4 protein-coding genes are annotated in these 15,996 nt (G+C 51.5%); all 4 read left to right on the top strand.

All coding sequences use genetic code 11. The features are described from left to right. The first annotated feature begins 2 nt into the window (after positions 1–2). The 4 genes from WC734_03910 (at position 3) to WC734_03895 (ending at position 15,992) form a co-directional block, all read left to right on the top strand. A complete protein-coding gene (locus WC734_03910) occupies positions 3–3,938 on the top strand; it encodes a right-handed parallel beta-helix repeat-containing protein (GenBank protein ID MFA6198269.1) in 3,936 nt (1,311 codons plus the stop codon). Positions 3,939–4,072: 134 nt separating this feature from the next. After that, positions 4,073–8,317 carry a tail fiber domain-containing protein gene (locus WC734_03905; GenBank protein ID MFA6198268.1) on the top strand — a complete coding sequence of 1,415 codons (4,245 nt, stop codon included), beginning with the start codon at positions 4,073–4,075 and terminating at the stop codon, positions 8,315–8,317. 162 nt (positions 8,318–8,479) lie between these two features. Then, on the top strand, positions 8,480–12,217 hold the full coding sequence (locus WC734_03900; GenBank protein MFA6198267.1) for a hypothetical protein: 3,738 nt from the start codon (positions 8,480–8,482) through the stop codon (positions 12,215–12,217). Positions 12,218–12,557: 340 nt separating this feature from the next. Continuing rightward, the gene (locus tag WC734_03895; protein ID MFA6198266.1) at positions 12,558–15,992 is read left to right on the top strand and encodes a DNA-directed RNA polymerase subunit beta; all 3,435 of its coding nucleotides are present in this window, start codon (positions 12,558–12,560) and stop codon (positions 15,990–15,992) included. Positions 15,993–15,996: the final 4 nt, after the last annotated feature.

The following is a 15,996-nucleotide window of genomic DNA, read 5'->3' as shown; positions in this document are numbered from 1 at the left end:
CCATGAACCCGAAGTCCGAGCTAACAACTATACTCGCACATCAGAGTCGCCAATGGTGGCTGATCCGCCTCTGCGCGGTATTTGTTTTCTCGCTGACAGGAATTGGAATGATGAACCAACCAGTGGTGGCCGCTGGCCGATGGATAGCAGTCGGACGTGGCGACGACGCCACCATGGCCACTTCCCTGGATGGCACTAATTGGACCAGCCAAGGCAAAGCAATATTTTCCCAATGGGGTCAAGGTGTAGCCTGGAACGGAAGCATGTGGGTCGCAGTAGGGGTGGGTGAAAACACCGTTGCCCATTCTACGAATGGTGTCGACTGGACGGGACTAGGTGATTCGATTTTTGATTATAATCAATGGACCCAACAAGGCGGTGGATATGGCGTGGCTTGGGGCGATAACAAATGGGTAGCAGTAGGAAATGCTCCTAATAATTTTGCTACATCAGCCGATGGTATTAATTGGGTTGGCCGTGGTGGTGTAAATATATTCGGTTCTAATCCAGGCGAGAGCGGTTTAGACGTTGCTTGGAACGGAACAATGTGGGTTGCGGTGGGAGGAGGCAACAATACTATCGCCTATTCATATGACGGCATCTCATGGACTGGCTTGGGTAAAGGAATATTTTCTAATACCGGCGTTGGTATTGCCTGGAATGAAACAATGTGGGTAGCGGTAGGATATGGAGCCAACACCATCGCGTACTCTTATGACGGTATTAATTGGACAGGTTTGGGCAATTCAATATTTACTAATGCTGATGGTTATGGTGGTATGGACTTGGCCTGGAATGGCAGCAGGTGGGTTGCGGTTGCGCATACATATAATGTCGGCACGGATATCAACGTTATTGCCACATCCATAGATGGCATCAATTGGGTTGGGTTGGGTGGTCTTGATATTTTTAGTCCCCCCGGTGGTGGTGGTACATCTGTGGCCTGGGGCGATGGTAAGTGGATTGCGGCTGGAAATAATGTCACCAACACTTTCGCGACTTCAACGAACGGAACCACTTGGACGGGTCTGGGTAGCTCCGTGTTTACCAACAATGGGGCAGCTTTTGACTTGGCTTGGGGAACCACCCCACTTCCCGGCGAAACCGACTGCGGCCTCCGAGTATATGACGGAATCCAAACACTTCATTTTGCCTGCGTGCCCGCCGGTCCGACAACTTCCGAATTACGCGTCAAACAAAATGGCTCAACATACAGTATAGTGCTGGTACCGCCGGGCGATCCTAACGCCACTAGGGTCAGAATAAACACCAATAATGGCATTAAAGCATTGAAGAAGTTCGGTGCCGCTCCGGTGAACCAACCCCCCGTGCTCGATCCGATCGGAAACAAGAACGGCGCCGAGGGCACGGCCATGTCTTTCACGATCAGCGCGAGCGACCCAGATCAAGCTACCGGCGATAGTGTTACAATAACCGCCGCTAATCTGCCATCTGGCTCCAGCTTGGGCAACACGACCTACAACGCTGGCACCGGTAAATTTGAGGCTACCTTCACATGGACTCCAAGCTATACCCAATCGGGCAGTTATCCCAATATTGTCTTCACCGCTACCGATACGGCCAGCGCCACCGATACGGAATCAATTACTATCACTATTGCCAACACCAACCAACCTCCCGTACTGGATCCGATCGGCAATAAAAACGGCTCTGAAGGAGTCGCTATGTCATTTGTGGTGCGTGCGGCCGACCCAGACTCACCGGGTGACACGGTGACCATCAGCGTAGCTAATAAACCATCTGGTTCAAACCTAAGCAACACTTCCTATAACGCCGGACTGGGAAAGTTTGAGGCTACCTTTACTTGGACTCCAAGCTATACCCAATCGGGCAGTTATCCCAATATTGTCTTCACCGCTACCGATACGGCCAGCGCCACCGATACGGAATCGATTACCATTACTATTGCCGATGTCCCCAATTGTCCCGACACACAATGTAATAACGGTGAAACCTGTTCAACCTGTCCAGCCGATTGTGGTGCTTGTTGCGGCAACGGCGCCTGCGTGGCACCGGAAAATTGTTCGAATTGCTCGGCTGATTGCGGCAACTGCTGTGGGGATGGTAGCTGTAATTTTGGCGAGAATTGTACTTCTTGTCCGGGAGATTGTGGCGCGTGCTTCTGTGGTGACACCGTGTGCAACAATGGTGAAACCTGTTCGACCTGTCCGGGAGATTGCGGCAGCTGTTGCGGTAATGGACAGTGCATAGCGCCAGAAACGTGTTCGAGCTGTGCTGCCGACTGTGGCGCCTGTCCGCGCCGGGTCAGACGCTACATCAGCGCCGCCAATATGACCGAAGTGGAAAACTATGCCACCATTACCGCCGCCATCAACGACACTGACACGGTCGCTGGTAATGTACTTGTGACTGACTCTACTGGTGGCTGGTATTTCTGGAATGAGGGTATAATCGACTTCCAGGGCAAATCAATTACTCTAAAAAGTCAGGACATGATTCCACAGAATAATGAAATTCCGCATGTTGTTTTCAACGGCGGCACCGGTTCGATTCTGGAGGGTTTCTATATCGTGGGGTTCAATAACCCCTGGGGCGATCCGGTCGAACCATACTGTGTGACCGTCAATGGCAACGCTACCGCCACGGTCCGAAATAATGAAATATACAATTGCGTGACCGCGGGTGTAAAAGTTGAAACAGGCAGCAATGCCACGATTAACGATAACTTAATTTATGGCAATTGCCGCGGCGTCTATGTGTGGGGCGGATCGGCGACTATCACCTGGAACACTATTAGAGATGGCATGTCTGGCACTATGAACTGTACTGCTGGCGGCCCCGGTATTATGTGTCTGGCGGGTACCGTTTCGGCCACGATTCAAAATAACAACATCAACCACCACGGTGGCGGCAGCGGATCAAACGGTGGGGGCGTTAACTGTCAGGCTGGCACGGCTAATATCAGTAGTAACTCAATCACCAGTAATGACGGTAAGTTTGGCGGGGGTATTTACTTCCGCGGCAGTGGAACCGTTTCCAATAATACGCTGACTGGAAATACCGCCCTTGGAACTGGCGTAAGTAATCGCGGTGGTGGTGGTGGTGCGGACATAGGCGGAACCGTAACTTTTTCCGGCAATACTGTCACCAGCAACGTTACTGACGGTGCCGGCGCTGGTGTTTCGGCGACATATAACGGCGGTACTTTCACTATTACCGGCAACACCATCACGCAGAATACCTCCGGTACCAGCGGTAGCTATGGTGGCGGTATCTCGTCGGGTGGCAACGCTAGTACATCGACCACAATTACCAACAATACTATTAGCAACAATGCTGTAAAATATTCCGGCGGCGGTATCAACCACTGGGGCGGATATGCCAATATCTCGAATAATACTATTTCAAATAACACTATCGGGCCGACCGAATCTGGGGGAGCTGGAATAGCTTTCGCCGGCGGGGGAGGCGCATTGATTGAAAAGAATGCAGTGTTCAGAAACACAATTTTACCGACTTACGGTTATGGTGGAGGCATGTTGTTGACTGTATTGTACGATGCTCCGGGCAATCTGATAAATGTCAGGAATAACACCGTAGCGTATAACACGACCTCGGGTGAAGGCGGCGGCGTATTCGTTAATAATTCCACTAACCTCGGCGCCTGCTTGGCTCAAAATCCGGTATTTGACAGCAGTATCGTTTGGGCCAATACCGCGCCAATTAGTCCCAGCATCGGGCAGATGTCTAATCCCTGGCCGCTATGTGCCAAGGTTCAATACTCCGACATTCAAGGCGGCTGGTCGGGCTTCGGGTCAAACAATATTAATGCCGATCCAAGGTTTATCAACTCAGCCGCTAATGACTATCACCTGTTGGCTGGATCACCGTGCATTAATACGGGCAACCCGGCCTTTGGTGCCGGCACCGACATGGGTGCTTTCCCGTATCCATAGTGGATCGACCTAGATAGCAAACAGAATAGTAACGAAAGAAACGGCGATCGGATTGTGGTCGCTGTTTCTTTGCGCCTTGCTTCATTATATCAATCTTAGTATAATAAAGTTGGTTTATATAAAATATTTTACATATGAAACCCAACCTATTTAGAGGCTTCAAGCTGATGTACCCAGTGGCTATGCCGGTGTTATTATGCGTGGCACTATTTACACTTGCCGGGCAGGCGTTCGCGTCCTGGACCGTCCCGACAACCATCCCGCCGGGAGGCAACGTAGCCGCGCCGATCAATACATCAGCCACACCCCAGACCAAGCAGGGCGATCTGACCGTGGCCGGCAATTTTCTGAAATTAGCAACTGGGGATTTGTACATTCCGGGTAGTGAAAAGGGTATTTTTTGGTCCGACGAGACCGACCTGCCCCATTTGGAACAACCGCATATAAATTTTCTAACCAATACGCTATATATTTCTCCGGGTGACTTGATTAACAATCATATTGAACTACAGGGCGATCTAACATTCCCGAATGTGGCTGGATGCACGGGTGTAAATACTCTAAAAACCGACCTGGCTGGCAAACTGGTATGTACGACAGATGAGGTGGGCGTCGGACCAGGCGGCGATGATAAATTGGTAAAAATATCCAACCTCGATACGACGGCGGATTATCTGATTAATAAATTGTCGGCCGGCGCGAACGTAACTTTAACCACCATAAATCCGGGCGGTAACGAGCAGATTCAGATCGCCGCTTCGGGTGGTGGCTCTAGCCTGTGGGAAGCTGGCGCGAGTGCCAACACGATCAACCCGATAAACGAGACGACCGATAAGGTGGCCATTGGGCACAATAATATCGGTGATTCCACCCAGTTGTCGGTTATTAATAATTCCATCAATTCGACCATCTACGCAGAACAGAATAGCCAATTCGGTTATGCCGGCTACTTTTCTGGTGGTTTCAGAGTCTCTGAAAACAAACCTTGGGACACAAACTGGGGCACGCTGACTTTCGACCAAAACACGCTGATGCTTAATGAAGAAAACCCGACGATAGCCGAAAATCCATATATTTGGTGGCTAAACAATGGCCTAACCGCAGCCAAGCTTGGCTTGGGATCAAAAAACAGCCCGCGACATTTTGACTTAATACTGTCGAACAATTATGACTTCTCTATCTTCGGCGGTTTCGTCGGCATTGGAACGACCGATCCAAGTTATCAACTCGACGTCGTGGGCAGCGCCCGAATAGCTAGCTTGGCTGGCGGCGCTTGTCTTGGCGCCAACACGGTAAAAGCGGACAACAACGGGCAGTTAATCTGCGCCACTGACCTAACGGGTGGCCTGGGCGGTACCGATGAATTGGTTAAGGCATCGGCCACGGATTCGATCGCTAGTTACCTCCAGGATAAATTATCGGCCGGTTCGAATATTACTCTGACAAAACTAAATGCCGGCGGCAATGAACAGATCCAAATCGCGTCCTCGGGTGGCAGTGGTCTCTGGGAAGTCGGTGTGACCGCGAATACGATCAATCCAGTAAATGAAGCCAGCGATAAGGTGGCCATTGGACACAATGTTATCGGCGATTCAACGCAGTTGTCAGTAAAAAATAGTTCAGTTAACTCAGCGGCCTACTTTGAGCAGGCCTACGCCTCCGGTTATGCCGCCTATTTTTCCGGTAAAACCGCGATGATGGACGGCGATGTCGGCATTGGGACCACTACCCTGACTGAAAAACTAACGATTGCTGGTAACATTCAGTTCAGTACGGTTGGTAGTTTGTTGAAATTAAAACCGTCAGCTGGTTTTGCCAGTTTGTATACCACTGGTTCCGACCTGCGGCTGGCTAACGGCAATGGCAACGAAGACCGTATTACCATTTTAACCGGTGGCAATGTTGGCATTAGCGATACCACCCCCGCCTCCCTTTTGACGGTCGGTAGCGGCGACCTGTTTCAAGTTGATTCTAATGGCAATCCCATCCGAATTAGAAACGTAACCTACTCTTGGCCTGTTGGCCAAGGCGGAGCCGGTACTGTGCTCACCAATAACGGCTCGGGCAATTTAACCTGGTTGCCCGCCGGCGGTTCCAATTTGTGGGAGGTAGGCGCGAGCGCGAACACGATCAATCCGATAAACGAGGCGACGGATAAGGTGGCGATTGGGCATAACAACATCGGCGATTTAACCCAGTTGTCGGTAAAAAATAATTCAGCTAACTCCGCGGCCTACTTTGAACAAGCCAATGCCGCGGGATATGCCGCTTACCTATCAGGCAAAACCGTGGTAATGGGCGGCCGCCTCGGCGTTGGCACCGCCACACCGAACCAGGAACTTGGACTAAGTGGCGACCTGGCAATGTCCGGCGGCATCTATAAACTGGACGGCGCAACAAAGTTTTTTGCCGATACCTGCAGCGGTGCAAATCTGTCGATCAAAACTATCGCTGCTGACGGTACTGTGACTTGCGAGACTGACGATGGCGGAGCCGTGGGAGATAACCTGGGCGATCATATTGCCAGAGCCAACTTAAGAATGAGCGGCTATTGGGTTTCGAATGATGGCGGTAATGAAGGCTTGTTTGTTGATACGTCCGGTAATGTCGGTATCGGCACAAGCACACCTGCCTCCCGGCTGGATTTATATAACCCAATTGGAGGGAGCTCGGTTCTATTAGTGCAAAACGCGACCACTGGCAATACCAACGGTGATGGTCTGGAAGTTTCGGTCGCAGCGTTGGGCGACGCCTATGTTGGTTCATATGAAAATAGATCTTTATCTCTCGGCACCCAGGGCCGAAACGATCTAAGCATCACTGGGGCGGGTAGCGTCGGCATCGGCATGACAACACCTACCGAAAAACTTACGATCGCGGGCAATGTTCAACTAAGCACGGCGGGAGGCCAGCTGAAACTAAAACCAACCGCCGGTTTTGCCAGTATATATACCGCCGGCACCGACCTGCGACTGGCTAACGGCAGTGGCAACGAAGACCGTATTACCATTTTAACCGGCGGCAATGTTGGCATTAATACTATAACTCCCGAGCGGACTCTTCATGTTAACGGCACGATCGGGCAAGGCAATGGACAAATTATGGAAGCCAAAGACAGCGCCGGCGCATGGAATGCCTGGATGTGGCCGCGCTGGACTGATAATGTCATGTATACCAATTTCGGCAGCGGTGGATGGAATATCCGGAATAACTCTTCGACCAATGTGATGTATATGTTGAACGGTGGTCAGGTCGGTATCGGCAACACTAGTCCCGCGTCGTTGTTAACCGTTTCCGCAACCGGCGCGAGTGGTTACACAGTAAATAACACCGTTTCAGCCTATAACAATTCCAGTTCGAACTACAACGCAGTATCCGGCTACAAAGGCAACAGTGGTTCCGGAGTAAATGGCAGCGGTGTCTATGGCGAATTAGTGGCGGGGTCGAATTGCACCGGCACCTGCGCGGGCGTCTATGGCTCGGTAGGCGGGAACACCGGCGCAGGTGAGTGGGCCGGATATTTCGACGGTGATATCACAATCAATGGTCTGCGGGCTGGGCGCGGTTCGGGCAATGTTGATGGTAACACTATATTTGGCAACGGCGCTGGCGCTAGCATTACGACTGCTACGCAGCAAACCGCCATCGGTTATCAGGCCCTGTCTAGTATTACCAACACATTCGAAAACACGGCGGTTGGCTTTCAAGCACTGAAATCTACCACTAGTTCATCCAACGTAGCTGTGGGTAGATCAGCTCTAACAGCCCTTACGACGGCCGCCGGTAACGTCGCGATCGGAACTCGAAGTCAGCTCAACAATGTATCCGGCGGATACAATGTGTCCGCTGGCTACCTGGCGCTCGAGAATGTTACCTCCGGAAATTTCAATGTGGGCATTGGACGCGGATCTGGGCCAACCTCGGGAGCACTGGAGAACACCATCAATATCGGATATGGGGCGACCACGAGCGCATCTAATTCAGTCCGGATTGGTAACGCCAGTATTTCATCGGCCACTATCCAGGTTGCATTCTCCTCCCCTTCGGATGTCAGGTTGAAAGAGAACATCAAGGATAGTTCGCTCGGGCTGGGTTTCATAAACAGCTTGCGCCCGGTGCAGTACAATATGAAGAACGGCAACGGCAAGACTGACTTCGGCTTCATCGCCCAGGATATTGAGAAGCTCGTGTCGCCCGATGAATACAACATGCTATTGATAGATAACGATGCCGAAAAGACCAGAAATCTTCGTTACAACGACTTGATGGCCCCAATGGTCAAGGCGATCCAGGAACAGAGTCAGATTATCGATAAGCAGAGCCATACGATCGATGAACTCACCGCCCGCCTCGATCGACTGGAGCAAAAGGTCAAATAACCAGCCTGATTCATCCAGGCCAACAATCAGAAATAAACTAAAACCGAAATAGAATAACCAGACCCATTTATGGGTCTGGTTTGTTATGGCTGCATGCACCACATTGTGTCGGCGGGATTATTTATGGTATAATATCAGCCGGTTAATATAAAATACTCCCATATGAAATCAAATCTATTCCGTGGCTCAAAGCTGGTGTACCTAATGGTCATGCCGGTGCTCTTGTGCGTGGCATTATCGGCACCGGTTGGCCAAGCGCTAGCGGCTTGGTCTCCTCCCGAAAGTGCACCGCCGGGGGGCAATGTCGCCGCGCCGATCAATACCTCGTCTTCACCTCAAACAAAGAATGGCTCATTGACCGTGGCGGGGGAATTCCTGAGCGTTTCATCCGGTAGCCTGTACATACCGTACGACAATACTGGTATTTTTTGGTTTAATGGCGCCGACTTGGCCAAACCGCATATTAACTTCGGCGCCAACACGCTCTATGTTTCACCCGGCGACATAGGTGATCACATTGAACTGCAAGGTAAAGTAAAAATCTCTCAGGCTGGAGCGAATGTGGGCCAACTATCCGTGCAGAATCTGATCAATGGCGGTGCCGGTTGCGGCGGTGTCAGCACGGACAACGAGGGAACGTTGGGTTGCGGGGGTGGCGGAGGTGGCGGTTTTTGGACCCAGGTTGGCGCGAATCTGTATCCCACCAACTTGAGCTGGAATGTCGGCATTGGCACAAACAATCCCAGCGCGCCACTGGCCGTTGGAGCGAGCGTGGTCGGCTACAAGTCTATGTTTACCATCGATAGTTTGGATAACAACGGTTCGAACGCCATGGGTATCGACTGGCGCTTTGGCGGTTCGGCGGGATTCCCCTGGGGGCCGGATGGTTCGAACGGCCGGATTGCGGTCGAGCGGCAACTCGGATCCAACACCTTTGACATGATTTTCTTCACTACGAACACCGGCGCTTTTGCTGAGCGAATGCGCATACTCGGAGATGGCACCATCAGAATCCCCGGCCTCACAGGCTGCACCGGAAATAACACGGTCGACGTCGACGCCAATGGCAATCTTTTCTGTGGCGTCGATCAGGGTGCGGGCGCCAGCCTCTGGGAAGCCGGCGCGACCGCGAACACGATCAATCCGATTAACGAGACGACCGACAAGGTGGCAATTGGGCACAATAATATTGGTGATTCGACGCAATTATCCGTGAAGAACGGCTCATTGAATGCCGCAGGATATTTCGAACAAGCTAACGCCAATGGGTATGCAGGATATTTTTCTGGTAAAACCGTTGTTATGGGAGGCCGGATGGGTATCAATACCGTCAGCCCAAATCAAGAGCTGGGTATCGACGGCGACTTGGCTATGTCGGGTGGACTGTACAAGCTGAACGGCACAACCAAGTTTTTTGCGGACTGTGCGGCTGGCAATTCTATCCGAGCCATCGCGGCTGATGGCACCGTAACCTGTGAATTCGACGATTTCGGTGCGGCTGGTTCTGACACTTTCATGGTCATGACTAGCGCGGCAGATGCTACTCCAGAATATCTCGGCAGCGAATTAGTTAACGGCACCGGCATCTGGACTCAGGAAATTAATGTCGGGGGCGGGAATCATCGATTGCAGATCAACACTCTCTGGACGCATAATGGCGTTAACAGTGTTTATCCGGCCGAGATCGATGACAAGGTCCGGGTAGGTCAAGCAACCGAGGGTGATCTGACCGCTTTCGCCACCTATAATAATTCTGTTAATTCGGCAATTTATGCTGAACAGCTGAACGCCGCGGGGTTCGCCGGTTACTTCTCGGGGCGAACCGCCTTGATGAATGGCAATGTTGGCATTGGAACCACCACGATGACTGAAAAGCTTACCATAGCAGGCAACATTCAACTAAGTACAACCGGCGGTTTACTGAAATTTAAACCGACCGCCGGTTTCGCCAGCATATATACCACCGGCACTGATCTGCGCCTAGCTAATGGTAATGGCAACGAAGACCGTATCACTATTTTGACCGGCGGCAATGTTGGCATTGGTGATACCGCCCCCACTTCCCTTCTCACGGTCGGCAGCAGCCACCAGTTCCAGGTCGACTCCACGGGCAATATCATTAAATTACGAAACATTACCTACTCTTGGCCAAATGCGCAGGGTGGTGTAGGTACCTATTTAAAGAACGATGGCTCGGGCAATCTCTCTTGGGCCATAGCTGGAGGGTCTAGCCTCTGGGAAGCCGGTGCCAGCGCCAACACTATCAATCCCAACAATGAGGCGACTGACAAGGTGGCAATTGGGCATAATAATATTGGTGATTCAACGCAACTATCGGTAAAAAACAATTCGGCTAACGCGGCCATCTACGGTGAGCAGACTAACGCGGCTGGTTATGCGGGGTACTTCTCGGGCCAAGTCAGCGCGCGATCTGATGCTGACGCGCTCATCATTGGCGGCATGACAACTGATCGAATCGGTCTAATTGGAGTCGCCAGCAATCTTACGCCAAATCAAGCGCTGACCATCGAAGGCAAGGAGGGGATTAGATTCTACAAGGGCGGTGTCGAGTATCTGCGCTTGAACAATAGCGGCGGCTTAGCGATAGCGAGCAGCATATACAAGCTGGATGGCACGACCAAATATTTTTCCGATTGCGCGGCCGGCAGTTCGATTAGAGCAATCGCGGCTGACGGGTCGGTGACATGCGAAACTGACGACCTGGGTGGCGGCGGAATTGGTGGTTCGGGCACAATCAACTATTTACCAAAATTCACGGCCGGCACCACACTGGGCGACTCCCAAATATTTGATAATGGAACCAACGTAGGCATTGGCACCGCTACCCTGACCGAGAAACTTACCGTTGCCGGCAACATACAGTTTAGCACCACCGGCAGTTTATTGAAGTTCAAGCCGGCGGCCGGTTATGCCAGTGTGTACACTGCCGGCAATGACCTGCGCTTAGCAAATGGTAGTGGCAACGAAGACCGAATCACTATTCTCACGGGCGGTAATGTTGGCGTGGGCACAACAACTCCTAGGTCTCTCCTGAATATGTACAAAGACACGGCCTCACCCACGGTACTGCTGCTGCAAAATACGAACACCGGACAAACGGCCGGGGACGGGCTGGAAATTTCCATAGCGGGCACCGGAGAAGCCTACGTGGGTTCCTACGAAAATAAAATACTGTCGCTCGGAACACAGGGTCGAAGCGATCTAAACATAACCGGAACCGGCAAGGTCGGCATTGGACAAACCGGACCCAATGCCAAGTTAACTATCAATGCTGGATCATCAAACACGGGCAATGCTAATGATGGGTTGGGCATATATGCCAATAATGCGTCGGGCTCGGCCCTGTACGCTCAACAGGACGGCACCGGATGGGCAGCGACTTTTTCCGGCAAGGTCGGTATTCCTAACCACCTGATACTTCAAGGTCGCGATAAGCCGGTTTCGATAAGTGTCTGCGAAATCGGTACCGATGTCTGCCTCGGGCGTTATATCTATACCACCGGCACCACCAGAGACAACACGGCAACCGGCGTTAAATTCTGGTACGATACCGGCTCCGCCATTTCTAGCAGTTTGGCATATGCAGCCGGTGGATTGATTTGTCCGCCCAATTCTACCGAGGTTTCGGCTGATGCGTATGGCACCAATTACTATCTTAATGGATCCTGCACCGGAGCGGCCTATCTGGTAGACCCGGATTACCCCTATAGCGACACGCCAAGCCAGGTTTGTATTGATAATACATATGTTAATATCTGCGCCAGTGGTGATAAATATCGGGGTACGTGTTACGCATATATGCCCTGTCTTAACCTTTCGGGGCGTCTGATCAAGCAGAAGATCGTATCGGCCTATTACATGAAATACGAATTGCGTTAGTATTTGCTGCAATATCTGCTAGAAAATATGTCTCCAGGCTCACATATGAGCCTGGTTTCATTTTCTAAATAATAACTGTGGATAACTTGTCTATTGACTGTGCACAATAAAGTGTTCATTTTATTTACCGTTAGCCAAAAATTTCAACTAATTGGCTAATATTAGGTTTTTTTAGTACGTTTTTGACACCCTGAACCGTATATGTTGACAACTTGGTTTTTTGTGTTATCATCAATTTACATGTTAGGCGTAAATATAGGGTTTTTCAGGCGAAATTGAGCCAATTTTATAGATTCATACCCCGTCTCCTGGCTGGCGACACGGGAGAGGGTGGAGTTTTATGTCTCAATTGCATACTAAAAGGCAGGAGCGCAAGTACTTTAAGCCCCTGCGCGAAGCAATATCGTTACCCAATCTGATCGAAATCCAGCGCAAGTCGTATGACTGGTTTTTTCGTGAGGGGTTAAAAGAGCTATTTGAAGAGATTTCACCCGTCCAAGAGTATATTGGCCGGAATCTTGAGTTATACTTCGAGAATTACTACCTGGATGAGCCCAGATTCGACGAAAATACGGCCAAAGCCAAGAATCTGACCTATGAGGCCGCTCTCCGGGTCAATTGCCGACTGGTCAACAAGAAAACCGGTGAAATCAAGGAACAAGAGGTCTATTTGGGCGACTTTCCGTTGATGACTGACCGCGGCACCTTCATTATCAATGGCATTGAGCGCGTCGTAGTATCCCAGCTGATCCGATCAGCCGGAGTGTTTTTTACTTCGGAGCTCTATCGCGGCCGCCGTTACTACGGCGCCAAGATCATCCCCAACCGCGGCGCCTGGCTTGAACTAGAGACCGATTACAACAACGTAATAATTGTTAAGATCGATCGCAAACGGAAGGTACCGATCACTAGTTTGCTGCGCGCTTTTGGGGTCGGGAGCGACGAGGAGCTCAAGAAACTGTTTGAAGGCGCCGACGCCAACCCCGATGTCCAGTATATTACGAAGACGATCGAAAAGGACGCGGCTCGTTCGGAAGCCGAAGGCTTAAAGGAAGTCTACAAACGCATCCGCCCGGGCGATTTAGCTACGGTCGACAATGCCCGCGAGCTGATTTTCAAGATGTTCTTCTCTTTTGACCGCTATGACTTCGGCCGAGTGGGACGCTACAAGATCAACCAGCGCTTCGGTTTTGATATCCCCAATAATAAAGAGACGCGCATCTTACGGATTGATGATTTGGTTTCAATTATCAAAGAAATCATCGATTTGAACAATACCCAGCGGGAAGCCGATGATATCGACCACTTGGGCAACCGCCGCGTCCGCGCCATCGGTGAATTGGTCCAGAACAAATTCCGCGTCGGACTGTCCCGCATGGAACGCATTATCCGCGACCGCATGAGTACGATGGACGTGAATACCCTGACGCCAAGCCAATTGATCAATGCCCGTCCGGTGATGGGTTCGGTCAAGGAATTCTTCATGTCTTCGCAGCTGTCCCAGTTCATGGATCAGACCAATCCCCTGGCGGAATTGGAACACAAGCGCCGCTTGTCCGCCATGGGTCCCGGCGGGTTATCGCGCGAACGAGCCGGTTTCGACGTCCGCGATGTGCATCGCACGCACTATGGCCGTATCTGTCCGATCGCCACTCCCGAAGGTCCGAATATCGGCTTGGTAGGCCACTTGACCACCTACGCGCGGGTGAATGACTTTGGTTTTATCGAAACACCGTATTGCAAAATCTACAACGAAATTGAGAATAAACCGTCCAAAACCGTCAATCGTATCGCCCGGGAAAATATTACCGATGCCCAAGGTAAGGTAATTACTAAGGCGGGCGAACTGATTACCAAAGAGGTGGCTGAGCATATCGCCAGCAATGGCCAGTCCATGATCGCTATTCGGCCGCACGTTTCCGATGAGCTGGTGTATCTGGACGCTTTTGAAGAAGAGCGATACATCTCCACCGCCGCCACCACGCCGGTCGACGAATATAACAACCTCGCCTTTGACCGCGCCGAAGCCCGCAAACACGGCGAGCCGGCCATAGTCCCCACCGAACAAATCAATTTAATGGCCGTCGCCCCGAATCAGATCATTAGCGTGGCCACTTCCCTGATCCCGTTTGTGGAAAATGATGACGCTACCCGCGCCTTGATGGGTACCAATATGCAACGTCAGGCTGTTTCCTGCATCCGTCCCCAGGCGCCGATCGTCGGCACCGGCGTGGAAGCGCGCGCCGCCCGGGATTCCGGTCATGTGGTGCTGAACACCAAGCCCGGCCGCGTGATCAAGTGCCAGGCCTCGGAAGTCCAGGTGTTGGCCGATGATGGCACGACTCAAGTCTATCCGATGGGCAACTTTGTCCGGTCCAACGCGGCCACCTGCATGAATCAACACGTACTGGTTGATGTCGGCCAAAAATTACAGGCTGGCGATGTCATTGCCGACGGCGCTTCGACCGAAAACGGCGAGTTAGCACTAGGTCAAAATGTGCTGGTAGCCTTCATCCCCTGGGACGGCGGCAACTATGAGGACGCGATTCTGCTGTCGGAACGTTTGGTTCAGAACGATGTCTTTAGTTCCATACACATTGAAGACTACTCGGTAGACGTACGCGATACTAAATTAGGTCCGGAGGTAGTTACCCGCGACATACCGAATGTCAGCGAAGAGAAACTAAAAGACCTGGATGAAGAGGGCGTGGTTCGAATCGGCGCCGAGGTTTCATCTGGCGACATTCTAGTCGGTAAAATAACTCCCAAAGGTGAAACCGAACTGTCCGCCGAAGAAAAGTTATTGCGCGCCATCTTTGGTGAAAAAGCCAAAGACGTCAAAGACAGCTCGCTTTATCTCGAACATGGCGAACACGGCAAAGTCGTTGATATTAAGATATTTTCCAAGGAAACTGGCGACAAACTGCCCGCCGGCGTGATTAAGACCATCCAAGTGTCGGTGGCTCAATTGCGCAAGGTCCAGGTAGGCGACAAACTGGCCGGCCGCCATGGTAATAAGGGTGTTATTTCCCGCATCGTTGCCACTGAAGATCTCCCCTTCCTCGAGGATGGCCGCCCGGTCGATATTATACTCAACCCATTGGGCGTCGTCTCCCGTATGAACCTGGGTCAAATTTTGGAAACGCATATCGGTTTTGCCGCCCATCAGCTGGGCTATAAAGTCGCCACCCCGACACTCGATGGCATGTCCGACGTTCAAATTCGGGAAGAATTGAAAAAAGCGGGTTTGCCCGAAGATGGCAAGGTTTCAGTCTACGACGGGCGAACCGGTCGGCCGTTCGATCAAAAAGTTACCGTCGGCTACATTTATATGCTCAAACTGAATCACTTGGTGGAAGACAAGATTCACCAGCGTTCGATCGGTCCATACTCATTAGTCACCCAGCAGCCGCTCGGTGGTAAAGCCCAGTTCGGCGGACAGCGGTTCGGTGAAATGGAAGTCTGGGCGCTCGAGGCCTATGGTGCCGCGCACACTCTGCAAGAAATGCTGACCATCAAGTCCGACGATGTCCCCGGCCGTTCCAAGGCTTATGAAGCGATTATCAAAGGCGAACCAATCAATAAAATCAACATCCCGGAATCTTTCAATGTCTTGGTCCGGGAGTTAAAAGGTTTAGCGCTGGACGTTGAGCTGCTCGGTTCCGACGGTCAGCCGATTCAGGAAAAAATTGAAACGTCGGCCGATATCGAGGCGCCGGTTGAAACGCCGCCTGAACCTGAGCCTAAAAAACGAGAGTCCAAGAACAAGAAGTAACATA

Source organism: Patescibacteria group bacterium (assembly GCA_041661625.1).
In the GTDB taxonomy this organism is placed as follows: Bacteria; Patescibacteriota; Patescibacteriia; order JAHIZJ01; family JAHIZJ01; genus JBAZUB01.
Note: the sequence above shows the minus strand (reverse complement) of the source record. Positions and strands in the feature narration are given on the sequence as shown.

What these genes read in the sequence shown, in the direction of transcription:
- WC734_03905 (MFA6198268.1), top strand. Translation starts at nt 4,073, where the DNA reads ATGAAACCCAACCTATTTAGAGGCTTCAAGCTGATGTACCCAGTGGCT.
- WC734_03895 (MFA6198266.1), top strand. Translation starts at nt 12,558, where the DNA reads ATGTCTCAATTGCATACTAAAAGGCAGGAGCGCAAGTACTTTAAGCCC.
- WC734_03910 (MFA6198269.1), top strand. Translation starts at nt 3, where the DNA reads ATGAACCCGAAGTCCGAGCTAACAACTATACTCGCACATCAGAGTCGC.
- WC734_03900 (MFA6198267.1), top strand. Translation starts at nt 8,480, where the DNA reads ATGAAATCAAATCTATTCCGTGGCTCAAAGCTGGTGTACCTAATGGTC.